We start from the raw sequence: 25003 nt of genomic DNA on the forward strand, positions 1-25003 counted from the left end.
TGCCGGGGGCATGCGCGATACCGGGGGCATGCGAGGAGTGGGGGTCGGCCGAGGAGCCCGCGGCTGCCGAGGGGTCGGGAGACGCCGAGGTGTCGGAGTCGGCCAGCGCCGCCCAGATCGTGGCGAAGTCGTCGGCGAACGCCGCGTCGCTGTCGCGGCTGCGCCATGCCACATGCGGTGAGAGCCGTACGGTGGGCAGCGACCGCAGCGGGTGTCCGGTCGGCAGGGGTTCCGGGTCGGTGACGTCCAGGGTGGCGAACAGCCGTCCCGCCGCGCAGAGTTCGGTGAGCGCGTCCTGGTCGACGATGGCCGCGCGGGAGACGTTGACGAGGTGCAGGCCCGGACGGGCCCGGCCGAGCGCGGCCCGGTCGAACAGGTGCCGGGTGCCGGCGGTCAGGGGCAGCGCCACCACCAGATGGTCGGCGTCCAGAGCCCGGCCGAGGTCGGAGGTCTGACGGAAGGAAGAGCCCGGTTCGGGGCTGCGCCGCAGCACGGTCACCCGGGCGCCGAGCGCGTCGAGGACGGTGGCGAGGCGCTGCCCCACCGCGCCCCATCCAGCGACGGTGACCTCGGCACCCCACAGCCCGGTCCCGCCCCCTGTGCTGGCTCCCGCCGGGACCGGCGGGGCGTCCGGGGCCGGTGCCGAGCGGGTGTCCCGCTCCTGCCAGGGCGTGCCACGCCGCCACTCATGGGTGAGCACGGCATGCAGGGCGTACTCGGCGAGCGGCGCCGCGTAGCAGCGCCAGCTGCGGGTGAGCAGGGTGTCGGCGGGCCACTCGGCGAGGTCGATGAAGTCGGCGCCGGCGGAGGTGAGATGGACCCAGGACCAGCGGACGGAGCGCAGGACCTCGGCGCGCCGGGCCGCGGACAGCTCGTGCGGGGCCATCAGCAGGACCCCGTCCCGCTCCGGGGCCTCCTGCCAGGGGCGGAGTTCCACCGAGGGGCCGAATGCCGACCGGAGCCGTGGACGGGAAAGCCGTAAAAGTTCCCCGGTGAGAGCCGTGTGCACCACCGGCCCGACGGGGCTTGCAGACGTGCAGTCGCCGTCGATGATTCCCCCCAAGCCTATGGACCTGTCAAGACGCACGAGCTCCGGCCGTTATCCCCGGGAGTTAAGCATCCCCGTTCGGCCGAGGCAAGCAATTAATCCGGTGGCGATTCACGGGGTACTGCGTATTGGTTGCCGCAGGATCCCGATGACGTTTCGGGGCCATTGGTACATACCGGGGAGCGTGTGACCTGGGTCACTGCGATGTGCCGTCGGCGCCTGGCTAATATGAAGTTCTGTCGGGGGACGGTGCTCCTTTCCTCTGCGCTGGGTTTCCCTCTGTCGAGGCGAAATCTCTGATGGGTTCCTTGCAATGAACCATGTCGAGCGGAAGGGGGTGCACCTTGCCGATCACGTTCGAGGTGCGAGCCGTGCCGTCCCTGACGGAGATCGCGGCGACCGAGTGGGACGCCCTCGCCGCACCCGGGGGGCTGTACGCGTCGCACGCATGGCTCGGCTCGGTCGAGCGCGAGCCCGGAGCCGGCGTCGAGTACCTCCTCGCCCGGCGCGCCGACCACCCCGGACGACTGGCCTGCGCCCTCCCGCTGTACGACGTGGAGACCGAGTACAACCCGTACTACGCGCACCGCCGGCATCTCGATCTGCTGGGCCTGGAAGGCAGTTGGACACTCGCCGGGGCCCGCCGCGGATACCGGTACGAACTGCCCGCCGCCCCGGACACCGGCCCGGAGCTGGACGCGCTGCTCGCCGCGGCACTGGAGCGGGCCGCCGCCCGCGGCACGCGCGGGCTGCTGTTCCCCTTCGCCACCACCCGCACCGCCCGGCTGCTGTGGGAGCGCGGCGCGGCGGTCGCCCTGGACGGCGCCGACGCGGCGGTGACCACCGACGGCTCATCCTTCGACGAATACCTGCGGAAACTCAGCAGTAAACGGAGGATTGCCGTCCGTCACGAGTTCTCCACATTCCGTGCCGCCGGGTACGAACTGGGCCTGGAAAAACTGGCGGACTGTTACACGGAGGCCGCACCCTTACTTGGGCAGATCCAGCGGAAATACGGCCACGAGGCGCATGACGAGGGAATGCGGGAATATCTCGCCGGACAGGCCGAAGCGCTCGGAAAATATTCCAGAGTCTTCACCGCCCGCCGTTCCGGACGGCTCGTCGGTTTCTCACTCATGTATGAATTCGGCGACACGCTGTACGCGCGCGCGGTGGGTTTTGACTACGCGGAGACCGGAAGAGCCTTCGAGTATTACGCGCTCTGTTACTACCTGCCCGTCGAATACATGCACCGGCAGGGCCTGCGCAGACTCCACCTCGGAATGGAGACGTACGAGGCGAAGCTGGCGCGCGGTGCCCGGCTCGGTCCGCTGTGGTCGGTCGCGCTGCCCGCGCCCGGCTCGCCGCTCCCCGGGAGGGAGCCGGCGGACACCTCCGAGTGGCCGCGCCGTTTCGGGCGGCGGGCGCTGCCCGAGGAGGAGTGGCAGCAGCCGTGGGCCGCGCCCTGGGAAGGGTCCGGGACGCCGGGCGCGCGGGAGGGGGCGCGGTGACGCCGCCCGCCCTGGTCGTGGACGGCGTGGGCCGTGACTACGTCGACCGGAAGAAGGTCGTCACCGCGCTGTCCGAGGTGTCCTTCACGGTCGGCCGCGGGGAGATCGTCGGCCTGCTGGGTGTCAACGGCGCCGGGAAGACCACCCTGTTGCGCATCATCGCCACCCTGCTGACGGCGACCCGGGGCAGGGTGCTGGTCGACGGCGTGGACGTGGCGGCCGATCCGCGGGCGGTCCGCACCCGGCTGTCCGTCGTCTTCGGCGGCGACCGGGGGCTCTACCCGAGGCTGTCCGCCCTGGACAACGCCATGCTGTTCGGCTCCCTGTCGGGCCTGCCGACCAAGTCCCTCGGCCCCACGGCGCGCGACGCGCTCGCCTCGGTGGGACTGCTCGATGTGGCGGACCGCTCGGTCGGCGCGTTCAGCAAGGGCATGAAGCAGCGGCTGCATCTCGCGGTCGGCCTCATGGCCCGCCCGGCGCTGATGATGCTCGACGAGCCCACGGTGGGCCTGGACCCGCTGGAGACGGAGCGGCTGCGCTCCGTCGTCGCCAAGCTGCCCGAGGAGGGGGTGGGTGTGCTGCTCACCAGCCACAATCTCCAGGACATCGAGCGGCTGGCGTCGCGGGTGGTGATCCTGCGCGGCGGCGTTGTCAGCCACGATCTGCCGCTCGCCGCGCTGCTGGAGCAGAGCGGCGCCGCGACCACCGTCGTGGTCCTGTCCGGCTCCCCCTGCCCGGTCACGGCGGAGGGGGACGGCGGATCCGGCATCCGGACCCTGTCCAGCGAGCGCGCGAGCGAAGAGGCCCTGTGGCGCACCGAGTTCGAGGTCGCCGAGTGGACCGCGGAGTCCCTGCGCGAGCTGTCCCGGCTGTGGCCCGCGGGCGCGATCAAGGACGTACGGGTCCAACCGGTCGGTCTGGAGCAGGTGTTCAACCGGCTGGCGGGTCCCCGCACCGGGGAGGACGGATGACGTCGGGGTCCGGTCCGCGCGCCCACCTGTCCGTGCTGCGGCACACGATGGTCTTCCAGCTCCGCCAGCAGCACATCCTCAGCGCGGTGATCCCCGGCTGTGTGGTGCCGGCGGCGCTGTGCCTGGCCACCCTGCTCGCCCGCGGCCCGCACTCCCTGCTGACCGCCCGCCAGATCGAACTGGGCTGCGGCGTACTGGCGTTGTGGAGCTGCGCCATCTGGCAGACCGGTCTGATCCTGCGCGAGGAGCTGGCGCAGGGCACCCTGCCCGGCATCCTCACCCGGCGGACCGGCCTCGGCACGGTGCTGTTCGGCAAGACGCTCGGTACGGCCCTGCGCTGCGCCCTGCTGATCGCCGTGACCATCGGCTGCGTCGGCCTGCTCACCGGCGAGCCGCTGCGCATCGCCGACCCGGCCCTCTTCGTCCTGGCCGCCCTCGCCACGTTCGGCTCGGCCCTGGTCCTCGGCGCGCTGCTGAGCTGCCTGTTCCTGCTGACGCCCGCCGCCATGCGGATCGCGGAGGCACTGGTCTACCCGATGTCGCTGCTCGGCGGCATGATCGTACCGATCCGGCTGCTGCCCGGCTGGCTGCGGCATGTGCCCGATGTGATCTCGCTGCGCTGGGCCACCGAGGTGCTCACCGCCGCCGCGGAGGGCCGGGCGCAGAGCGCCGCCGCGTGGCTGTGTCTGTGTGCCACCACGGGCGGTTACGCGCTGCTGGCCCGCTGGGCGTTTGGCACGGTGCTGCACCGGGCCAGGGAGCGAGGCACCCTTGCGCTCTCCTGAACGCCTGCGCGGGCTGACGACGGTCGCCGGGGCGGCCCGCCGCGACTACCTGGCCGTGTACGGGGTGAAGACCCTGCTCGGCTCCACCGTGCCCCGGTCGGTGCTCCAGCCCCTGTTCCTCGCCTATCTCGGCTATCTCGCGGGCGGCCTCGCGGGGCGGCGGTTCGCGATCGTCGGCGCCTGTGTGCACGTCCTGTCGCTCGCGGCGGTCGTCAAGGCGGCCGACAGCATGACCGAGGACCTGGCCGCCGGCACCCTGTACCGGGTGCGGATCAGCGGGCCCGGACTGCCCCTGGTCCATCTCACCCGGTGCTGGATCTACGTCGTGGAGGCGGTGGTCTCGGCGCTGGTCGCGGTGGTCGGCGTGTGCGCCTTCTTCCAGGAGTGGCGGCTGATGGGCGCGCTGCTCCAGGGCTCCGGTCTGTTCGTGCTCACCGCGCTCAGCGCCACCGCGTTCGGCCTCGCCGTCGCCGCGGTCGCCGCCCTGCACCCCGCCTCCCCCGTCCTGACCAACCTCGCGGTGTACGCGCTGCTCGTGCTGTGCGGCATCATCGCGCCGACCGACCGGCTGATCGCGCCCGTGCGCTGGGTGTCGCAGTTGCTGCCCCTCACCCATGGCGCCCAGTCGCTGCGGGCCCTGGCCGACGGCCGGCCCTGGGCGGCGCAGGCGGCCCTGGAGGCGCTGGTCGGCGCCGCCTGGCTGATTGCCGGACTGATGCTGCTGCACCGCAACGACCGCAGGGCGCGCCGCCTCGCGACGGACGGCGGCTGACGCCCCGTCCCTCGACCGGGCCGGCTCCGCCCCACCTCACCGCTCTGGAAGGGAATGCGCATGGACGGCTCGACGGCCGAGGCCAGCGGTGCGATCCTGCGAGGGCCGGACCGGGACCGCCCGGCGCCCCACGGCGTGCCCGGGCTCGTCCGGGCCGTCTCCGCCGCCGCGCCGGACGCCGTGGCGCTCGTCGACGCGACGGGCCCGGTCACGTACGCCGAACTGGAGGCCGCCTCCGACGCGGTCGCCCGGCTCCTGGCCGGGGCCGGCGGCCGCCCGGGGGACGTCGTGGCCGTCTGTGTGCCGCGCGGGCGCGCCCTGGTGTGCGCGCTGCTCGGCGCGTTGAAGGCGGGTCTGCCCTATCTGCCGCTGGCCCCCGAGGACCCGCGCGAGCGGCGGCTCGGCATCCTGCGCCGTTCGGGGGCGCGGCTCGCACTGGTCACCGGGGAGACGGCGGACAGCCTGGACGGCGGCGAGGAGGACGCCGTACGGGTGCTGCGCCTGGACCCGGTGGGCCCGGTGCCCGCCGCGCCGCGGGTGCCGCTCCTCGATGTCGCCGACGACCACCCGGCCTACGTCCTGTTCACCTCCGGCTCCACCGGCGAGCCCAAGGGCGTCGTCGTCCCCTCCGGCGCCCTGTGCAACCGGCTGCTGTGGATGTGCGAGACGTACGGGTTTGGCCCCGGGGACCGGATTCTCCAGAAGACGCCCGCCACGTTCGACGTGTCCGGCTGGGAGCTGCTCGGCCCGCTGGTGTGCGGCGCCACCGAGGTGCTGATGCCCCCCGGCGCGCACCGCGACCCCGGCGAGGTCATGGACCAGGTGGTCCGGCACGCCGTCACCGTCTGCCACTTCGTGCCGTCGATGCTGGCGGAGTTCCTGCGCTGGCCGGGCGTGGAGCGGTGTGTCTCGCTGCGCGCGGTCGTGTGCAGCGGGGAGGCCCTGACACCCGGTCTCGTACGACGCTTCCATGCCGTGCTCGACGCCGGGCTGCACAATCTGTACGGCCCGACGGAGGCGGCCATCGACGTCACCGCGTGGCAGTGCCCGCAGGACCCGGACACCGTGCTGATCGGCGGCCCCATCGACAACTGCACGCTGGTCGTCCTGGACACGGAGCTGCGCCCGGTGCCGGAGGGCGAGGCCGGTCAACTCGCGATCGGCGGCGTCCCGTTGGCCCTCGGGTATCTGAACAGGCCCGACCTCACCGAGGCGGCGTTCGTGGCGGCGCCCGCCTGGTGCCCGGTGCCCCGGCTCTATCTGACCGGCGATCTGGTGCGCAGGCGCGGCGACGCCCTGGAGTACCTGGGCCGCATGGACCACCAGGTGAAGATCCGCGGCCAGCGGGTGGAGCTGCGGGAGACCGAGGACGTGCTGCGGGACCTCGCGCCGGTGCGGGATGCCGCGGTGGTCGCGGCGCCGGGTCCGGACGGCGCGGCGACCGTGTGCGCGTTCGTCGTGCCCGCGCCGGGGACGGAGGCGGACGAGGCGCTGTGGCGCGGGTTGCGGGACCGGGTGGCCTCCGCGCTGCCCGAGGCGTTCGTGCCGGCGCTGTTCACCGCCGTCGGGGCCGTACCGCTCACCGGCAGCGGCAAGCAGGACACCAAGGCGTTGCGGGCGCTGGCGGAGGAACGGCTGGCCGCTCCGGTCCAGGGGCGCGGTCCCGCCGACGATCTGGCCGGCTGCTGGGCGGAGGCCACCGGTTCCCCTCCCGACGACGAGGGGCGCGGCTTTCTCGACGCGGGCGGGCACAGCCTGGCCGCGGCCCGGCTCGCCGGACGGATCCTCGGCCGGTGGGGCGTACGGCTGCCGCTGTCGGTGTTCCTGCGGGACAACGTGTCGCTCGCCGGCCTGCGGGCCCGGCTGCCCGAGACGGCACCAGTGCGCGCCCGGCCCGCGCTCCCCGGGCCCGGCGGCGGTGACGGCCCGGCCGCCCCCGAGCAGCGGCGGCTGTGGCTCTGGCAGCAGGTGTTCCCGGACTGCCCGGCGTACAACGTGGTGGGGCTGCTGCGGGTGCGCGGCGCGCTCGACCCGGTGGCCCTGCGGGCGGCGTGCGGTGATCTGGTCGCCCGCCATGAGTCGTTGCGTACGGTCCTGGAGTCTTCCGGGGAGCCTCGGCGGCGCGTCCTGGCGCCGGGCGGGCCCGAGTTGTTCACCGTGCGCACGCTCGGGGCGGTCACCGACGCGGTGGTACGGGACTTCGTCGCCGAGATCGCGGACGTGCCCTTCCCGCCCGACCGGCTTCCCCGGCTCGCGGCCGGGCTGCTCCGCCAAGAGGCCGATGACACCTCGTGGTTGGTGCTCAGCGTCGACCATCTGGTCAGCGACCAGCGCTCCCTGGACGTGCTCCAGCACGATCTCGCCGAGCTGTACGCGGCGCGGGTCGAGGGGCGCGCCGCGCGGTTGCCGGATCCGGTCGGGTTCGGCGCCGCGCTGGCCTCGGCGCCGGAGGAGGCGGGAGGCACCGGGTCCGCCGAACGGCGGGCGGCCGACCGGGAGTTCTGGCGTTCCTGGCTCGACGGCGCCCCACAGCGCCTCGGGCTGCCGCACGCCCGGCCGCGCACCGGGCTCCCGGACCACCGCGGGTCGGCGGCACTGGCCGATCTCGACGCGGGGACCAGCCGCCGTCTCGACGAGGCGTGCCGGGCGGAACGGGTCACCGTCGCCACCCTCGCCCTCGCCGCCTACGCCCGGGCCCTCACCGCCTGGACGGGGCGGCGCGGTGTGCTCGTGGGCGTGCCGATGTCGGGGCGGGAGACGGACGAACAGCACGAGGCCGTCGGCTTCTTCATGCGTACCGTGCCCGTGCGCGTGGACGTGCCCGAGGGCGCCGGGACACGTGCGCTGCTCGGGCCGGTGGCCGAGGCGGTGCTCACCGCGGCCGAGCACCTGGCGGTGACGTTCGACGAGATCGTGGCGGAGGTCGGGGCGGAGCGGTCCCCGCAGGAGAACCCGTTGTTCCAGGCGTGGTTCAACGATCTGACCCAGGCGGCGCCGCCCGCCGCTCTCGGTGGCCACCCGGCCGTCGCCGAGGAACCCCCGACCCGCTGGTCCCTGTTCGACCTCGGGCTCTACCTCTCACGCCGCCCCGACGGGGGCTACCGGCTGCGACTCGTCCACGCCACGGACTTCTGGGCCGCGGACACGGCCGGGGACTTCCTCCAGGCGTGCAGGGAAGCCCTGTTGTCGGTGCTCGCCGAGTCGGAGGCGCCCGCCGCCTCGCTGACTCCGGCCCCGGAGCCCCGCCGCACCTGCTCCGACCTGGTCCGTGCCGTGCTGGCCCAGGCCGAGCGGGGGCCGGGGCGGCCCGCGCTGGTCGGGTCCGACGGCACGGTCACGTACGCGGAACTGGCCGACCGGGTGCGCCGGGTCGGCGCCCTGGTACGGGAGCGGACCGAGCCCGGCCGGACCGTCGCGGTGCTGGCCCGCCGTACCGGAGGGCTCGCCGTGGCACTGCTCGGCGCCTGGTACGCCGGGTGCCCGGTGCTGCTGGTGGACGCGGAGGCACCCGCGCCGTGGCGCCGGGAGGTGCTGGACGCGGCCGATGCCGCGCTGGTGCTGGGGACGGGCCCGGAGACGGTGCCGGGAGTGCCGTACGAGCGTGTCGACCGGCCCCTGTCGATACAACCGGCCGGCGGACAGCGGGAGTTCGCGCCGGACGCGCCCGGTCATCTCATCGTCACCTCCGGGACGTCCGGGAGCCCGGCGCCGGTGGTACTGCCCGCCGACGCGCTTCCCGAGCCGCTGGCCTGGTACGCGGCCGAGCTGGGTCTGGGCGGCGAGGATGTCTTCTGCCTGACGACACCGCCCGCCCACGACCCCGTACTGCGGACCCTGCTGCTGCCGCTGACCCTCGGCGCCCAGGTCCGGCTGCCGGGCCACGGGCAGGCGGAACGACCGGACCAGCACCTGGAGTTGCTGGCCGAGGCAGGTGCCACCGTGCTGCATCTGACGCCCTCGCAGGCCGGCATCCTCGCCGCCGTCCGCGACGGCCGCGTCCTGCCCTCGGTGCGGGCCGTGGTGTTCCACGGCGAGCCCCTGCACGACACCCGCGCCGAGGAGACCACCCGCCTCGCCCCCGAAGCCGCCCTGTTCAACCTCTACGGCACCACCGAGACCCCGCAGGCCAGCAGCCTGCACCGGTGGACCCCGCAGGACGGACCGCGCGCCACCGTGCCCATCGGACGGGGCACCCCGTACCGGCGGCTGGAGATCGTCACCGCGTCGGGGCGCCCGGCGCTCACCGGCGAGGTGGGAGAACTCATCGTGGTGGGGCGGGCGTTGTCCCCCGGCTATCTGAACGCACCCGTCCGACGGGCCGGTACGGACCTCGGGGGCGGCCTGCGCCGGTACCCGACCGGGGATCTGGCCCGCCGCGACCGGCACGGTGCCGTGACCCTGGTGGGCCGTGCCGACCGGCAGGTCTCCCTCGGCGGCCACCGGGTCGAACTGGACGCGGTGGAGGGCGCCGTGGCCCGGCTGCGCGGGGTCGAGCACTGTGCCGTGGCCATCGACCCGGACCACCCCGGGAGCCTCCTCGCCTGGGTCGCGGGCACCGCCCTCGGCGGCACCGACGAGCTGGCGGCCGAACTCGCCCGGACCCTGCCGCGCCAGCAGCACCCCGCGCACTGGATCCGGCTGCCCGCCCTCCCCCTGAACCGCAACGGCAAGGCCGATATACCGCGGCTGCTGGAGGAGTTGAAGAGCCGACGCGGCGAGAGCCCCACCGGCGCCCCCGGACATCCGGCACCCGGCGCGGCGACCGGGGACCGGCGGGACCTCGCCCGGCTGATCACCGAGCGCGCCCGGAGCCTGTGCCCGCCCGGCCGCGAACTCACCCCCGACACCGTCTACTTCGACGCGGGCATGGTGTCGATGAGCCTGCTCCAGCTGTACCACCGGCTGGTCTCGGCGGACGGGCTCGCGCTCACCCTGGCGGACGTCTTCCGCTTCCCGACACCCCGGGCCCTCGCCGCCCACCTCGGCAGGGACACCACCACCAGCACCCCACCCGTCCAGGCATCACGCCGCGAAGCGACGCCGTACTCGGCGGCCGACGAGCGCGACGCCCGCCGCGCGGTCCGCTCCGCTCTGCGCCGAGGGCGCCAGAACAAGCGCTGACCCCACGGTCACCCCTTCCCCAGCGAGAAAGGCACCGGAGCAGTGAGCACTGACGCCATCGCGGTCATCGGACTGTCCGTGCGGGCCCCCGACGCGGGTGACGCCGACGAGTTCTGGCGCAACCTCCTCGCGGGACGCAACAGCATCCACCGGCTCAGCGAAGAACAACTGCTGGCCGCGGGCGAGGACCCGGCCCTGATCAAGGACCCGCACTACATAGCCGCCCGGCCCCTGCTGGACGACGTGGGCGGCTTCGACCACACCTACTTCGGCATCTCCCCGCGCGAGAGCGAACTGCGCAACCCGCAGCACCGGCTCTTCCTCGAACTGTGCTCGACCGCGCTCCAGCACGCCGGCTACGAACCCTCCCGCTACGACGGGGAGATCGGCGTCTACGGCGGCTGCGCCAGCGACACCTACGTGGACGACCACATCCGCGCCGACCCCGAACTCCTCGCCCAGGTCGGCGACATGGTCGCGCTGGTCTCCAACAACATCGACTACCTGGCCACGTACACGTCCTACCGGCTCGGCCTCGACGGCCCCAGCCTGAATGTGCGCACCGCCTGCTCCACCTCCCTGGTCGCCACCCATCTGGCCTGCCAGGCGCTCCGGCTCGGCGACTGCGACATCGCGCTCGCGGGCGGCGTGGAGATCGAGACGCCGTACGGGCGCGGCTACCGCCATGTGGCCGGGGGCATCGACTCCGCGGACGGGTACTGCCGGCCGCTCGACTCCGAGGCGAGCGGCACGGTCTTCGGCAGCGGCGGCGGTGTGGTGGTCCTCAAGCGGCTCGCCGACGCGCTCGCCGACGGCGACCCGGTGCACGCCGTGATCAGGGGCTCCGCCGTCAACAACGACGGCGCAGCGCGCCCCGGCTTCACCGCGCCCAGCTCCGAGGGGCAGAGCCGGGTCATCGCCGAGGCACTCGCCGTCGCCGACGTGGACCCGGCCACCGTGTCGTACGTCGAACTGCACGGCACCGGAACCCAGATGGGCGACCCCGTCGAGGTGCACGGGCTGCACCAGGCCATGCTGGCGGTGGCCGACGGCGAGCTGCGGAGCGGCAGTTGCGCGATCGGCTCGGTCAAGTCGAACCTGGGCCATCTGGGTCCGGCCTCCGGCATCGTCGGCCTGATCAAGACGGTCCTTGCACTGCGCCACGAGAGCATCCCGCCCACGATCAACGTGCGTACGCCCAACCCGCAACTGCGCCTGGAGGAGACCCCGTTCAAGGTGGCCGACGCGGTGCTGCCCTGGCCGCGCACGGCCGGGGCCCCGCGCCGTGCGGGCGTCAGCTCCTTCGGTTTCGGCGGCACCAACGCCCATGTGGTCCTGGAGGAGGCCCCGAACCCCGCCCCGCCGTCCGAGCGCCCGGAACGCCCCGAACTGCTGGTGTGGAGCGGCACCGACCGGGAGGCGGAGGGCGCGGTGCGGGCCCGGCTGGCCACGTCGCTGGCCGCGCTGCCGGACGGGGCCGCGGCCGATGTGGCCCTCACCGCGCAGACGGGGCGCCGGGCGCTGCCCGTGCGCGCCGCGCTGACCTTCACCCGCCCGGCCGAGGCCGCCCGGCTGCTCGCCGACCCGGACACGGCGCCCACCGCCCTGTCGGACGGCACCCCCCGGCGCCCGGTGTTCGCCCTCCCCGGGCAGGGTTCCCAGCATCCACGGGCCGCGGCGGGCCTCGCCGCCGAGCTGCCCGACTTCGACACCCGGATGCGCGAGTGCCTGGGAATGTTCTCCGACGCCCTCGGCGCCGACCTGGTCACGATGTGGCAGCAGGAGACCGACCCCGCGGCCGTGGCCCGTACGGTGCACGCCCAACCCCTGTTGTTCAGCGTCGAGTTCGCGCTCGCGCGGAGTCTTGGTGTGCTCGGTGTGGAGCCCGCCGCGCTCGTCGGGCACAGCGTGGGCGAGGTGGTGGCCGCCACCCTTGCCGGGGTGCTGCCGCTCGCGGACGCGGTACGGTTCGTCGCCCGCCGGGCGGAGCTGATGCAGGGCATGCCGCCCGGCCGGATGCTCGCCGTGGCCGCCGGCGAGGACGTGGTGCGCGAGCTGCTCGTGCCCGGGGTCGCGGTGTCCGCCGTCAACGGCCCGGGGCAGGTGGTGGTCGGCGGCCCGGCCGAGTCCGTCGCGGCCTTCCGGGAGCTCCTCGCCGGGCGCGGGGTGCAGGGCAGGCTGCTGTCCACCTCGCACGCCTTCCACACCCCGATGATGGCGCCCGCGGTGGCGGAACTGACCGATCTGCTGGCGGGCTGCGCGTTGCGCGCCCCGGAGATCCCGGTGCTCTCCGCCGCCACCGGCCGCCCGCTCACGGACGCCCAGGCCCTCTCGCCCCGGTTCTGGGCCGAACAGCTCGTGGAACCGGTGCTGTTCGGGCACGCCCTGGACACCCTCGCGGGCGAGGAGGCGGCCCGGATCCTCGAAGTGGGCCCGGGCCAGGCCCTGTCCAGCCTGATCCGCCGCCACCCCGGACTGCGCGACGCCGGTCACCGTGCCGTCGGCTGCCTGCCCAGGCCCGCGGACGCGGCCGACGGCGACCGGGCCGCTTTCCTGACGGCGCTGGCCCACGCCTGGTGCGACGGGGCCGATGTGGAGTGGGAGGCGCTGCCGCGCCCCGAGGACGCGCACCGGGTGGTGCTGCCCGGGTATCCGTACCGGCGAAGGGAGTTCTGGCTGCCGTACGCGGCGGGCGGGCGACCGGCGGCGGCACCCTCCGCGGCAGGGGACGCGCGGGAGGCCGTACCGGAGCAGGCCCCGCGCGAGGCCGTACCGGAGGAACCGGCGCGGGAGGCCCCGGCCCCCGGGCGTCCCGTCCTCGCGCTGCCCGGCTGGCGGCCCGACCGCCATGTGCCGGCCGCCGCGCGCCGCACCCCCGGCAGCCGTGGGCACGCCCTGGTGCTCACCCCAGAAGAGCCGGACGCGGCACGGGAGTTGCTGACCGCCGTCCAACTGGCGGGCTACCGTGCCGTCCCGGTCGCCGAGGGCGATGCGTACGAGGCCGCCGACTACCGGGGAACGCTACGGCGCGGACACCCCGAGGACGTCACCGCCTATCTGGACCACCTGGCCCAACACTTTGTAGACGTACGCCTGTTGGTGCACGGCCGCGCCTTCGCCGAGCCGCACCCGGACAAGTCGGGCCCGGTGGGCGGGACATCCCAGACGGCGTTGGACGCGTCCCTGTGGTCCCTCGTCGAACTGTTCCAGGCGGCCGCCGGGCGCCGGGACGCGGACAACCGTCCGCTGCCCCTCGCGGTCCTCACCCGGTCCGCCGTGGACGTGACCGGCGCCGAGCCGCTGAGCCCGGCGCGCGCCGCCGCCTGCGCGCTGGCACGGTCGGCGGCGCTGGAGACGGGCGCCGGGCAGGTGCGGCTGATCGATGTCGGCAACGTTCCCGCGGCCGTGCTCGCCGCCGAACTCGCCGCTCCCGCCACGGCCGACGCGGCCGTGGCCCTGCGCGGCGCCCGCCGCTGGCTGCCGGACCGCACGGAGTACCCGGCCGACGGACCGGTCGGCACCCTGCTGGAGGAGCGCGGCGTCTACCTCGTCACCGGCGGGCTCGGCGCCCTCGGGCTCGCGGTGGCCCGGGCGCTGGCCCACACCGGGCTGCGTCCGCGCCTCGCCCTGCTGGGCCGGGGCGCCGACCGGCCCGCGCGGCGGGAGCGGATCGCCCCGGTGGTCGCCGCGCTGGAGGCGGCCGGCGCCGAGGTCACGCTGCACGCGGCCGACGTCTGCGACGCGGCGGCCATGCGCGGCGTCTTCGACGCACTGCGCGCCCGGTACGGCGCCGTGCACGGTGTGCTGCACACCGCGGGCGTCGCGGGCGGCGGGCTGCTGCGCACCCGTTCCCGGGCGGACATGGAGGCGGTCCTCGCCGCCAAGGTGACCGGCACCCTGGTGCTGCGCAAGCTGGTCGCCGCCACGCCCGGCGTCCGGTTCCTGACCCTGTTCTCCAGCCGGGCGGCCCTCAACGGCCTGCTGGGCAGCGCCGATTACGCGGCGGCGAACGCCTTCATGGACGCGGTCGCCATCGGCACCCCGCCCGGCGCCCCGGTCACCGTGAGCGTCAACTGGCCCGCCTGGCACGGCATCGGAATGGCCGGCACCACCCCGGACCACCCGGCACCGGACGGCGGAACCCACTGGCGCACCGTCCTCGCGCCCGACGACTGGCTGGTGGCCGAACACCGCCTCCAGGGAAGGGCGTTGCTGCCCGGCGCCGCGTACTTCGACCTCCTCGTGCGAGCCGTACGGGAGGCGGGCGGCGCCGACGACCTCGACCCCGTCGTCATCGAGGACCTGATGCTGTCCGAGCCGCTGTTCGTCACGGAGCCGACCGACGTCACCGTCGCCCTGACGGAGTCCGCCGAGGGCGCCTGGCACGCGACGGTCCTGGCCGCGACCGGCGGGTCACCGCCGACCACACACGCGCGGGCCCGGGTCCGCGTGGACCGCGCCCTGACCGCCGACCGGCCGGGCACCGACCCGGCCACGCTCGGCGCGGGCTGGCCGGCCGTCACCCCCGGCGCGCCCGAGGGCGCGGCCACGGAGTTCGTGTTCGGGGAGCGGTTCGGCTGCGTCCGCGCCGCCCACCGGGAGACCGAGGTGACGGTGGGCCGCCTGGAACTGGCCGCCGAGCACCTCGCCGACCTCGACACCCACCCCGTCCACCCGGTCCTCCTCGACCGCTCCCTGGCCCTGAGCCTGCCGGTCGGCGACTTCGTGCCGTTCACCTGCCGCAGGGCGGTCGTCTACGGCGAGCTGCCGGGACGCCTCACGGCCCGTATGGTGCGCCGCCCGGAGCGGACCGGCCGCTCCACCGTGGACGCCGAGCTGTACGACGACCTGGGCCGGGCGGTGGTCGTGGTCAGCGGCTACACCAAGATCGCGCTCACCGGGGAGACACCCGCACCGGCCGTCCGGGGCGTGCCGTCCCCCGAGGCGCCGCCGATCGGACTGACCTCGGGCATCACCCTGGACGAGGGCATCGACGCGCTGATGCGGCTGCTGACCGAGCACGTGCCGGCGCAGGTGGCGGTGGTGCCCGCGGAGGAGTGGACACCGGTCGCACCGGATGACCGGGGAGCCCTGGCCGAAGAGGCCCACGGAATCAGGGCGGCGGCGCCCGAACCAGTCGTCGTACGACCGGAGTCGGCCGGCGAAGCGGAGCCTGCGCCGCTGCCCCCCGCGTCCGATCCCGACGACGCCGTCTCCGCCGTCGTACGCCTGCTCGGCGAGACGCTCGGCGCGGGTGAGATCAAACCCGACGACGACTTCTTCGCCCTCGGCGGCGACTCGCTCACCGCGGTGCAGCTGGCGTCCCGGCTCCAGGACCGGTTCGGGGTGGCCGTGAGCGTCGCCGACCTCTTCGACGCCCCCACCCCGGCGGCGCTCGCCGAAGTCGTCGTGGCCCGGCGGCAGGAGGCGGGAGCATGAGCGCAAGCACAAGTACGAACACGAACACGAACACGAGCACGATGACGGCGTACGACGAGCGCGCGCGGGCCCTGGGCGCCGGTTCGGCCTGGCGGGCCTCGCTCGGGCAGGAGCGGCACTGGGCGTACCAGGCGCGGTTCCCTCAGTCGGCGGCGTTCAATGTGCCGATCGCGGTGCTGCTGCGCGGCCCGGTGGACCTGGACACGCTGGAGCGGGCGCTGCGGGCGGTGGTGACGGGGCACGAGTCGCTGCGGGCGTCCTTCGGGGAGTCGGCGGGACGGCTCAGCGCCCTGCTGCACGACCCCGGTGACATCCCCGTGCTCCGCCATGATCTGCGCCCGCTGCCCGAGGCCGAACGGCTGCGGCGGCTGCGGGAGATCGGGACGGTGGAGGCCGCGCGCCCCTTCGAGCTGCGGGCCGAGCCCACCACCCGGGCCCATCTGGTGCGTCTGGCGGCGGAGGAGACGGTGGTGGTCGTCAACTTCCACCACATCGCCTTCGACGGCTGGTCCTCCCCGGTCTTCTTCGAGGACCTGGCGGACCGGTACGACGCGCTGTCGTCGGGGTCGTCCGGCCGTCCGGCGCCCGCGCACCGGTACGTGGACTTCGCGGTGTGGCAGCGCCGCCGGATCGCCCGGGGCCTGCACGACACCCAACTCGACTACTGGCGCGAGCTGTTGGCCGACCCGACCCCACCCCTGCCCTGGCCGCAGGACGGCCGGGACCCCGAATCCCCTTGGTGGGCCGGGGACATGGCGTGGCTGGGGCTGCCGCAGAGTCTGGTCCAGGACGCCCAGCAGGCGGCGCGGGCGTGCGGTACGTCCTTCTTCGTCCTGGGGCTCGCCGTCTACCAGTTGGCGCTGCGGCGGCTGACCGGATGCGACCGGCTCGCCGTCGGGACGCCCTTCGCGGGCCGCACCGATCCGCGCTGGGCGGACGTGGTCGGCTTCTTCGTGAACACGCTGGTGATGCCGTACACGTTCCGGCCCGAGGTGCCGGTGGGCCGGCTGGTGGAGGACACGCACCGCCTGGTCATGGCGGCCCACGAGAACCAGGACCTCCCCTACGGTGTGCTGCTCGACGAGCTGGCGCCGCCGGTGGAGCCGGAGCGCACGCCCTGCTTCCAGACCATGTTCATCCTCCAGAACACCCCGTCCCCCACCCGGAGTTTCGGGTCCGGGACGCTCGCCACGAACAAGCTGGTGACCGGCTCGGCACGCTACGACGTCACGTTCTCGCTGGGCCGGCGGCACGGCGAGCTGGCCCTGGAGCTGGAGAACAGGCCGCGGCTCGTCGGACAGGAGACGGCGATCGAGCTGGCGCGTACCTTCTTCGGCCTGCTGGCGGCCACGACGGCGGACCTCACCACGCCGGTCGGCGCGCTGGAGCCCACGCCGGTGCCGCTCTCGGTGCGGCGCCGGGGCGAGCTGGAGCCGGGCGTGGACGGGCTGTTCCGCGGCATGATCGGGGACTGGAGGACGCCGGTATGACCGAGCGGTTCACGGGGCGGGTCGCCCTCGTCACCGGAGGCGGCTCGGGGATCGGCCGGGCCACGGCGGTGGAGTTCGCCCGCCGGGGCGCGGCGGTCGTGGTGGCCGGTCGTACCGCCGAGAGCCTGGAGCGTACGGTGGCGGCGATCCGGGCGGCGGGCGGCGAGGCGACCGCCGTGCCCTGCGATGTGCGCTCCGAGGACGAGGTGCGCGCTCTGGTCGCCGCCACCGTGGCCGCGTACGGCGCGCTGGACATCGCCTTCAACAACGCGGGCGTCTCCCTGGTCGGCTCGCTCACCGAGTTCTCCGCCGCCGAGTGGGACGAGGTGATCTCGACCAATCTCACCGGCACGTTCCTGCTGATGAAGCACGAGATCATCCAGATGCGGCGGGCCGGTGGGGGCGTCATCGTCAACAACGCCTCGAACGCCGCCCATATGACGGTCCCGCCGCTCGCCGCCTACTCCGCGTCCAAGGCCGCCGTCCTTTCCCTCACCCGGGCCGCGGCGCGGGAGTTCCTCCCCGAGGGCGTCCGGATCAACGCGATCTCGCCCGGCCCGGTGGACACCCCCATGTGGGCGACCCGGCCGGGCGAGACCCCGGAGGACCGGCACCGGCGGATGGCGGCGGAGAGTCCGGCCGGGGTGGTGGGTTCCGCCGAGGAGATCGCACGGACCGTACTGTGGCTGGCCTCGCCGGAGGCGGGGTATGTGGCGGGGCACGATCTGGTGGTGGACGGGGCGATGAGCAGCTGATCGTTTGGATGATGGGCGGATGATGATTGGGGTGATGAGCGGCTGATCTTGTGAACGGGGGCTGCCCGGCGTGCTGGGGGCCGTCCGGCGCAATCCGTGCTGCGGGCGCCGGTCCCCCGTGGCACGGTGCTGCCAGACGAGCGGGAAGGCGCGGGGATGGGTGACCTCTTTCTCGTCCGGCACGGTGAGACCGAGTGGTCGCGGTCCGGACGGCACACCGGCTGGACCGACGTACCGCTGACCGAACACGGCCGTCAGGAGGCGCGCCGGCTGGCGCCGCTGATCCGCTCGCACCACATCGGCGCCGCCTTCGTCAGCCCCCTGCGCCGGGCCCGGGAGACCGCCGAGCTGATCGGCGTCCCCGACGCGCGGGTCGACGCCGACCTGCGCGAATGGGACTACGGCGGCTACGAGGGCGTCACCACGCCGGAGATCCAGCGCACCCGCCCCGACTGGTTCCTGTTCACCGACGGCGTCGCGCCGGGCCCGCCCGAGCATCCCGGCGAGAGCCCGGAACAGGTCGGCGAGCGCGCCGACCGCATGCTGGCCAAGGTCGACGCCGCCCTGTGCGACACCGAGGGCGTCGTACTGCTCGTCGCCCACGGCCACTTCCTGCGCGTCCTGACCGCCCGCCACCTCGGCCTCCCCGCCGAACATGGCGCCCTGTTCCAACTGGCCACGGGCACGTTGTGCCGGCTCGGCACGGAGCACGGGCGGCCGGTGGTGGCGGGGTGGAACATCCGGCCACCGAGTTGACCGCGACCAGCGCGTGATGCCCTCCTCCGAGTCGGCCGTCCTCGCGCCCCCGTTGTCAGACCCTCGTCCTACGCTTCCCTTCGAGTCGCCGAACCGGCGGCCGTACCCGGCGACGCCCGGAGGGGAGCGCACCGTGAGCCGAGAGCCGACCGCCGCCCAGCGGCGGGTGATCGAGGCGGCCGACCCGGTCACCGGCCGGTTGCGCGGTACGCAGGCGCAGCTCACGGCGCTGGTCCGGCGGGGCCTCGCCTTCCGGCACCCGCGCCCGCCGCACGACCACTTCCTGACCCCGGCGGGCCATCGCACACGGGAGGGCTCACCCGAGGCACCGCAGCAGGAGCAGGAGCAGGAGCAACCGGCACCCTCCACTGGTGTCTTCGCGGCACGCGTCGGCGGGGCGCGCGAGGCGGCGCCGCCCTCGGAGGCCAGGCGGCTGCGGGAGGTGCGCGGTGCGTGGCAGGGCCTGCTGGAGCTGCGCCGGATGACCAACCCGGACGGCTCGACGGACCGCCCGTGCGGCTGGGAACGCGGCCATCTGGTGCGGGCCGCCGCCCTCGCCCTGGAAGCGGCCGGACACCAGCCGGAGACGGCGTCCACCCCCGGCTACCGGGTGCGTACCACCCCGCAGCCGGAGGCGGTCGCCGTGTACGCGCCGGACGCGACGGCCCTGTCGGCCTGCGCGGACACACTGGAGCGGGCGGGGTGGCAGCCGGGCGAGTACACCGAGCCGCGGACCCGCGCGCGCTACCTGCTGGCGTCCCCGCGCCGCACCTGACCCGGGGACGCCGCTTTCGCCACGCGTGGAAGGATCACCGGGTGGGCGGCGCCGCCGTACCGGAGCGGCCGCCGCACCGGAGCAAGAGGGGAAAGCCGTGAGCGAACCGTATTCCGTCCGCGTCACCGTCCGCGGGTACGAGACCGATGTGCAGGGCCATCTGAATCAGGCCGTGTACCTCCAGTACGCCGAACACGCCCGCTGGTCGCTGCTCCAGGCCGCCGGCATCGGCCAGACCGCTCTGGTGCGCACCGGTGTCGGCCCGGTGGTCCTGGAGACGACCATCCGCTATCGGCGGGAACTCCTCGCCGGTGACGAGGTGGACGTGACCTGCGTCTTCGAGTGGACCTCCGGCAAGACCTTCAAGATCCACCAGGAGATGCGCAAGGCCGACGGCACCCTGGCGCTGAGGTCACCGGGGTCGGCGGCCTGCTGGACCTGAAGGAGCGCAAGCTGGTCGCCGACCCGGCCAAGGTCTTCAAGGAACTCGCCGCCGACCCGGCCCTGTTCGGCCTGTAGCCACGAGGACGGATCGGGGGCGGGCACCTCGGTCAGGCGGCGCGGAACGCCCCCTTGTGGTCCTCGGCCCACTGCCGGAAGGACCGTGCGGGGCGGCCCAGCACCCGGGGGACGTCCTCGGTGACCAGCGCGTTGCCGCCGTCACGGACGTACCGCATCCCGGCGAGCGCGTCGTCCGCCCGGGTGTCGTCGAAGCCCCAGACCGTGCGCAGGAACGTCCGGGCCTCGTCCGGTGTCAGATCCCGTGTGCCCACCGGGCGTTCGAGGACCGAGGCGAGGACGGCGGCCTGGCCCGGGACGCTGATCGCCTCGGGACCGGTCAGCGTGTACGTCCGGCCGCCGTGCCCGGGGTCGAGCAGCGCCGCGACGGCCACCTCCGCGATGTCGTGCGGGTCGATGACGCCCGAGGCCCCGTCACCGGTGAGGTTGGGCACCGGCTCCCCGGCGCGGACCGCCGCCGCCCAGCCGAGGGAGTTGGCGGCGAAGGAGGACGGCCGCAGCACGGTCCACGCGGCGCCGCTCTCCCGTACGGCCCGCTCCCCTTCCTCGTGCCAGCCGCCGAACCGGCCGACCTCGGGATCACCGGTGCCGATGGCGGAGAGCTTCACCAGCCGCCGGGCGCCTGCCGCACGGGCCGCCGTCACGAGCGCCGTGTCGTACCGGGCCGCGGCGGGGCCGGGCGGCGTCACCAGGAACACCGCGCGCACCCCGGCCGTCGCGGCGGTCAGGGAACCCGGGTCGGCGTAGTCCCCGCGCACCACCTCCACACCGGAGGGCAGGTCGGCCCGCGCCGGGTCCCGGGTGAGCGCCCGCGTCCTCTCCCCACGCGCCGCGAGCTGTCGTACGACCGCGCCGCCGATGGTGCCCGTAGCACCCGTCACAAGAATCATGCCGTCCACGATGGGCCGGGCGGGATGCCGTTCTCTTGGAGATTCCGGCACGGTTCGACGGCCCGGCCGGGCCGTCGGCGCGCTTACCGTGGAGGGGTGCCGAACACCATCGCCGGTCGGGCGCCGCCCGCGCCCGAGCCCCTGCGCCCCTGGTTCACCGGGGTGCGCGCGTTCTCCCCCGCCGGGCGGCCCGAGGAGACCCTCGTCCATCTGCCCGCCGCCGCCACCAAGGTGGTGCTGCGGATGCGCGCGGACGGCCGGCGCGATGTGCTCGCCGTGGGACCGCGCGTGCGGGCCTCGTACCACGCGGGCAAACAGGGCGTCTCCTGCGTCGAGTTGTGGCTCGCGCCGGGCGCGGTCCGGCCGCTGCTGGGCATCGCGGCCACCGAACTGGTGGGCCGTGCGATCGCCTTGTCCGCGCTCCCCGGAGCGGCCGCGTCCCGGCTCGCGGCCGCGCTGCACCGCCTGGAGCCGCGCGACCCCCTGCCGGAACTCACCGGGACACTGCCCGCGTCGCTGCCCGCCGTGGACGCGGCCCGTACGGCGCTGCTGCGGGCCGGGGTCGACGCGCTGTCCGTGCACCCGGACCGGGCGCCCGCCCGGGTCCGCGAGGTGGCCGGTGAACTGGCCGTCAGCGAACGCCAGTTGCGCAATCTCTTCGCCGACGGCGTCGGTGTCTCCCCCAAGCACTACGCCCGCATCGACCGCGTCCGCACGATCATCACCCGCGCCCCCACCACCCCCTGGGCCCAACTCGCCGCCACCACCGGCTACTACGACCAGTCCCACATGACCACCGACTTCCGCGCCCTGATGGGCGTCCCGCCCCGCGCCTACTTCACCGACCGCCTCCCGGCACGCTCCCCCTGCGGGGCGCGCCTCGGCTGAGACGCCACCCTGGCGCGCCGGGCCCGTCGTACCGCACGCCACACGGACACACTCGTCCGGAGCACGAAGACGATCTCCGCCCCGTGCTGGTCGATGAACTGAACGATGTGCATCGTCCGTTCCTCCCTCTCTCCACCGAAACCCGCTGCTCGGGGCCGCTGTCCGGCCCCGTGACTCCGGTCTACGGGGCGTCCCCGTCCGGCCTGGAGCTCGTTCGGACAGCGCTCGGACAAGGTGGCCGTGACCTGCGGACGGCGGGCGCCGTCCGGGTGTCCGAGGTGTCCGCGTGCGGACATGCGCGGTCGTCGGGCGGACGTGTGCGCCGACCACGTAGGCTCGGTCGACAGGCACGACGGGGTGGAGGGGCGGTATGACGACGAGCCGGGAGCGGAGGCCGTCGACGGGGGGACTCGCGCTGAAGCCCCTCGATCCGCAGGCTCCGGAGCCGATACGGACGTTGGCTCAGCGGCTGCGGGATCTGCTGGCCGAGGCGGGGTTCACGGGTGTCCGGGACATCGCGGCCACCTGCGGTCTGGGCCGGAGCACCGTCTCGGACGCGCTGTCGGGCTCGCGCGCGCCGACCTGGACCACCGTGGCGGCGCTGCTCAGGGTGGGCGGGGCGGCTGCCAGTACCCGGTGGCGGCGCGCCGTGGAGGCGGCGAAGGAGAGCGAGCGGGAGTGGAAGAGCGCCCGGCGGGGCCGCTCGGACGGCACCGGGGCGGCGGCCCCCGGGATCACGGCGGCCGCGCGCGAGACGGCCGGTACCGGGCCCGGAACCTTCTCGGTCCGCGCGCCCTACGGTGAACTGCCGGGCCGGGTCCGCGGGCGCGACGAGCTGCTGGCCGCGCTCGAAAGGGACCTGGCCGAGGGCTCCGACCGGATCCAGGTGCTGTACGGGCTGGGCGGCTGCGGCAAGACCACCGTGGCCCTGCGGCTGGCACGGTTCGCGCACGGCCTGGGCCACCATGTCTTCTGGATCTCCGGCGCCTCCCGGGACCGGCTCAGCACCGGGATGCGTCAGGTCGCCCGCGAGCTGGGTGTGTCCGAGCACGAGATCGACGCCGCGTGGTCCGGCCGGTCGAGCGCGACCGACCTGGTGTGGCGCGCCCTCGACGGTGCGGAGCGGCCGTGGCTGCTGGTGGTCGACAATCTGGACGAGCAGTCGGTGGCCTCGACCGAGGACGGCATGGTGGGGGACGGCGCGGGATGGATCCGGGCCGGCAACGGCGGTCTCACCGTGGTCACGTCACGGATCGGCAATCCGGCGCTGTGGGGCGGCGCAGCGGCCTGCCGGCCGGTGGACACCCTGGCGGCGGAGGACGGTGCGGCCGTCCTGATCGACCTCGCGGGCGCGGCGGGCAGCGAGGCGGATGCCCGGCGGCTCGCGGAACAACTCGGGGGCTTGCCACTGGCGTTGCGGCTGGCCGGTTCGTTCCTCGCCCGGGCACGGCGGGGAATCGGGCTGCTCACCGCGGGAGGCGACCACGGCCCGGTGCGGGACTTCGCCGGATATATGCGGGAGTTGGAGCGGCTGGGTGCCGAACTGCTCGATCGCGGCGAGCGTTCGGACGGCCTCGCGGACGAGCGCCGGCTGCGACGCCTGGTCGGCCGCACCTGGGAGATGAGCCTCGACCTGCTGGCCGGGCAGGGCATACCCGAGGCCCGGCCGCTGATGCGGCTGCTCTCCTGCTTCGGGCGCGCGCCCTTCCCGATGGACCTGTTGCGCACCGCTCTGGCGAAGGATCCCGAGCTGCTGCCCGGCGACGCGGCACGCTGCGAGGCCGCCATCGAGGCCCTGGTGGACCTGAGCCTGCTGGGCGTGGAGGACATACCGCTGGCCTTCGACCACGGGACGGAGTCGGTGGCCGTCCTGACCTGTCTGACGGCCCACCCCCTGGTCCTGGAGACGAACGCCCTCCAGATCCGCAACGCCCCGGAGCGTACCCGGACCCGCCTGTGGCGGTCGGCCTCGGTGATCGCCACCGTGCTGGCCCTGTTCGGGACCGGCCCGGAGACATGGAAGATCTGGCAGCTGCTGATTCCGCATGTGCGGGCGGGCCTGCGCCAGGTGCCCGACGCACCCGAGGAGGCGCTCGTCGCCTTCCTGCGCGCGGGCATGGCGGCGCGCAATTACGCGGCCGGGTCCAACAATCACGCGCTCATGCGGGAATTGGCCTCGGCACTGAGCGAGCGAGCCCCGGCCCTGCCCGAGGGGCATCCGACCCGGCTGGCCGCCCGCCGCGTCAGCTATGACCACTGGGACGACAGCGACCGCTCCGCCGAGGCGAAGCAGGTGTACGAGGCATACATCCGGCACTACGGCGCCGCCGACGAACGCACGGTGTCCGCCCGGCGGGCGTGGGCGACGGCGCTGCGCCGGGCCGGCCGGATGGTTGAGGCCGAACGGGAACTGCGCGCGATGGCCGAGGCCGCGCGGCAACTGTCCCGGCCCAAGCCGGTGCTGGTCATCGCCGATCTCGTGCAGGTCCTGGTGAAGCAGGGCAGGACGGACGAAGCGGCTGAACGGGCACGTGAGTTGCTGGCCGGGCCCGACGGGCCGGAAGCGACGCTCGACATCCCCCTCGCCCACCAGGCCGCCCACGCCCTGGATGCCGCGGGTCTGCTCACCGGGGCGGAGACGTACTACCGCGGAATCCTCGTGCGGCTGGCGGAAGCCGCCGAGGAGGGCTCGCCGCTCTACCGCGACATGATCCGGCACCTGGCGGACAACCTCGCCCGGCAGGACCGCGCGGACGAGGCGGTGGACCTGCTCGACGGGCTGCTGGACTGGTACCGGGCGAACACCGCCACCGCCACCAACCGCGTCAACACCCTGGTGCGGTTCGCCGAGAAGCGGTCGCGCCTCCAGGTCGTATCGGACCAGCCGGAGCGGGCGGAGGCCGGGCTGCGGGACCTTTTGACCGAGGAGTTCGCGGAATTCGACCCCGCCGACGCGAGCGTGATGCGCCTCCGCTTCCTGCTGGTGGACGTCCTGCTCGTCCAGAAGCGGTGCGCGGAGGCCGAGCGGATGCTGGACGAGGCCGAGAGAGACCTGGCCGAGGCCGGCGGCAATCCGGCGGTACCGCGATGGACCCTGCCCCTGTGGCGGGCCCGCTGCCGCTGTGCGCAGGGCAGATGCGACCAGGCCGTGGTGATCTACGACGAGATCCTCGCGGCCGTCGCCGGCCATGAGGAACTCACCGCGACCATCGCGGCGGAGGCCGGTGAATGCCGACAGGCCCTGGCGGATCCGGACCCGGACCCGCCGCCCGCCCCCACCCTC

At 74.4% G+C, this 25003-nt stretch carries 13 protein-coding genes and 2 pseudogenes; 13 read left to right on the plus strand and 2 right to left on the minus strand.

The window, feature by feature from the left end; all coding sequences use genetic code 11:
- Positions 1 to 937 (minus strand): NAD(P)-dependent oxidoreductase (locus CCN72_RS03850; protein ID WP_208637910.1); only part of this gene is annotated, 937 nt, incomplete at its 3' end.
- Positions 938 to 1419: 482 nt separating this feature from the next.
- On the opposite strand from CCN72_RS03850, the gene CCN72_RS03855 reads away from it, so the two are divergent.
- The 11 genes and pseudogenes from CCN72_RS03855 to CCN72_RS03905 all read left to right on the plus strand — a co-directional run bounded on the left by CCN72_RS03855 (position 1420) and on the right by CCN72_RS03905 (position 19942).
- Positions 1420 to 2559 (plus strand): GNAT family N-acetyltransferase, encoded by a 1140-nt coding sequence (locus CCN72_RS03855; RefSeq protein WP_143664036.1) that lies wholly within the window; start codon positions 1420 to 1422, stop codon positions 2557 to 2559.
- The gene (locus CCN72_RS03860; protein WP_158101314.1) at positions 2556 to 3530 is read left to right on the plus strand and encodes an ABC transporter ATP-binding protein; all 975 of its coding nucleotides are present in this window, start codon (positions 2556 to 2558) and stop codon (positions 3528 to 3530) included. The genes CCN72_RS03855 and CCN72_RS03860 overlap by 4 nt, the downstream gene beginning before the upstream one ends.
- Positions 3527 to 4315 carry an ABC transporter permease gene (locus CCN72_RS03865; RefSeq protein WP_086806321.1) on the plus strand — a complete coding sequence of 263 codons (789 nt, stop codon included), beginning with the start codon at positions 3527 to 3529 and terminating at the stop codon, positions 4313 to 4315. The genes CCN72_RS03860 and CCN72_RS03865 overlap by 4 nt, the downstream gene beginning before the upstream one ends.
- Positions 4302 to 5087, plus strand: coding sequence for an ABC transporter permease (locus tag CCN72_RS03870; protein ID WP_158101315.1), 786 nt, complete (start codon positions 4302 to 4304; stop codon positions 5085 to 5087). Before CCN72_RS03865 ends, CCN72_RS03870 begins: the two co-directional genes overlap by 14 nt.
- Positions 5088 to 5147: 60 nt before the next feature.
- Complete coding sequence (locus tag CCN72_RS03875; protein ID WP_158101316.1) at positions 5148 to 10208, plus strand: non-ribosomal peptide synthetase; 5061 nt, start codon at positions 5148 to 5150, stop codon at positions 10206 to 10208.
- 42 nt (positions 10209 to 10250) lie between these two features.
- Positions 10251 to 15647 carry a type I polyketide synthase gene (locus CCN72_RS03880; RefSeq protein ID WP_086806324.1) on the plus strand — a complete coding sequence of 1799 codons (5397 nt, stop codon included), beginning with the start codon at positions 10251 to 10253 and terminating at the stop codon, positions 15645 to 15647.
- On the plus strand, positions 15644 to 17137 hold the full coding sequence (locus tag CCN72_RS03885; protein ID WP_086806325.1) for a condensation domain-containing protein: 1494 nt from the start codon (positions 15644 to 15646) through the stop codon (positions 17135 to 17137). The genes CCN72_RS03880 and CCN72_RS03885 overlap by 4 nt, the downstream gene beginning before the upstream one ends.
- Positions 17134 to 17892: an SDR family NAD(P)-dependent oxidoreductase gene (locus CCN72_RS03890; protein ID WP_086806326.1), complete on the plus strand. Its 759-nt coding sequence runs from the start codon at positions 17134 to 17136 to the stop codon at positions 17890 to 17892. Before CCN72_RS03885 ends, CCN72_RS03890 begins: the two co-directional genes overlap by 4 nt.
- A gap of 156 nt (positions 17893 to 18048) precedes the next feature.
- On the plus strand, positions 18049 to 18648 hold the full coding sequence (locus tag CCN72_RS03895; RefSeq protein WP_086806327.1) for a histidine phosphatase family protein: 600 nt from the start codon (positions 18049 to 18051) through the stop codon (positions 18646 to 18648).
- A gap of 133 nt (positions 18649 to 18781) precedes the next feature.
- Positions 18782 to 19423 (plus strand): hypothetical protein, encoded by a 642-nt coding sequence (locus CCN72_RS03900; protein ID WP_086806328.1) that lies wholly within the window; start codon positions 18782 to 18784, stop codon positions 19421 to 19423.
- A 97-nt stretch (positions 19424 to 19520) separates the two neighbouring features.
- Positions 19521 to 19942, plus strand: a pseudogene (locus CCN72_RS03905) (acyl-CoA thioesterase).
- Between the two features lie 32 nt (positions 19943 to 19974).
- Here the strand turns inward: CCN72_RS03905 and CCN72_RS03910 are convergent.
- Positions 19975 to 20832, minus strand: coding sequence for an NAD(P)H-binding protein (locus tag CCN72_RS03910; RefSeq protein WP_425276124.1), 858 nt, complete (start codon positions 20830 to 20832; stop codon positions 19975 to 19977).
- A gap of 96 nt (positions 20833 to 20928) precedes the next feature.
- Here CCN72_RS03910 and CCN72_RS03915 point away from each other — a divergent pair, with 96 nt between their 5' ends.
- Both CCN72_RS03915 and CCN72_RS03920 read left to right on the plus strand, forming a co-directional pair.
- Positions 20929 to 21720 carry an AraC family transcriptional regulator gene (locus CCN72_RS03915; protein ID WP_244174120.1) on the plus strand — a complete coding sequence of 264 codons (792 nt, stop codon included), beginning with the start codon at positions 20929 to 20931 and terminating at the stop codon, positions 21718 to 21720.
- Between the two features lie 370 nt (positions 21721 to 22090).
- A pseudogene (locus CCN72_RS03920) lies at positions 22091 to 25003 on the plus strand (hypothetical protein); the annotation flags it as partial.

It is taken from the genome of Streptomyces murinus, from assembly GCF_002154555.1.
Lineage (GTDB): Bacteria > Actinomycetota > Actinomycetes > Streptomycetales > Streptomycetaceae > Streptomyces > Streptomyces murinus.

Bases quoted from the DNA above. Each gene is read 5' to 3' on its own strand.
- CCN72_RS03895 (WP_086806327.1), top strand. From the start codon at position 18,049: ATGGGTGACCTCTTTCTCGTCCGGCACGGTGAGACCGAGTGGTCGCGG.
- CCN72_RS03865 (WP_086806321.1), top strand. From the start codon at position 3,527: ATGACGTCGGGGTCCGGTCCGCGCGCCCACCTGTCCGTGCTGCGGCAC.
- CCN72_RS03875 (WP_158101316.1), top strand. From the start codon at position 5,148: ATGGACGGCTCGACGGCCGAGGCCAGCGGTGCGATCCTGCGAGGGCCG.
- CCN72_RS03890 (WP_086806326.1), top strand. From the start codon at position 17,134: ATGACCGAGCGGTTCACGGGGCGGGTCGCCCTCGTCACCGGAGGCGGC.
- CCN72_RS03885 (WP_086806325.1), top strand. From the start codon at position 15,644: ATGAGCGCAAGCACAAGTACGAACACGAACACGAACACGAGCACGATG.
- CCN72_RS03910 (WP_425276124.1), bottom strand. From the start codon at position 20,832: ATGATTCTTGTGACGGGTGCTACGGGCACCATCGGCGGCGCGGTCGTA.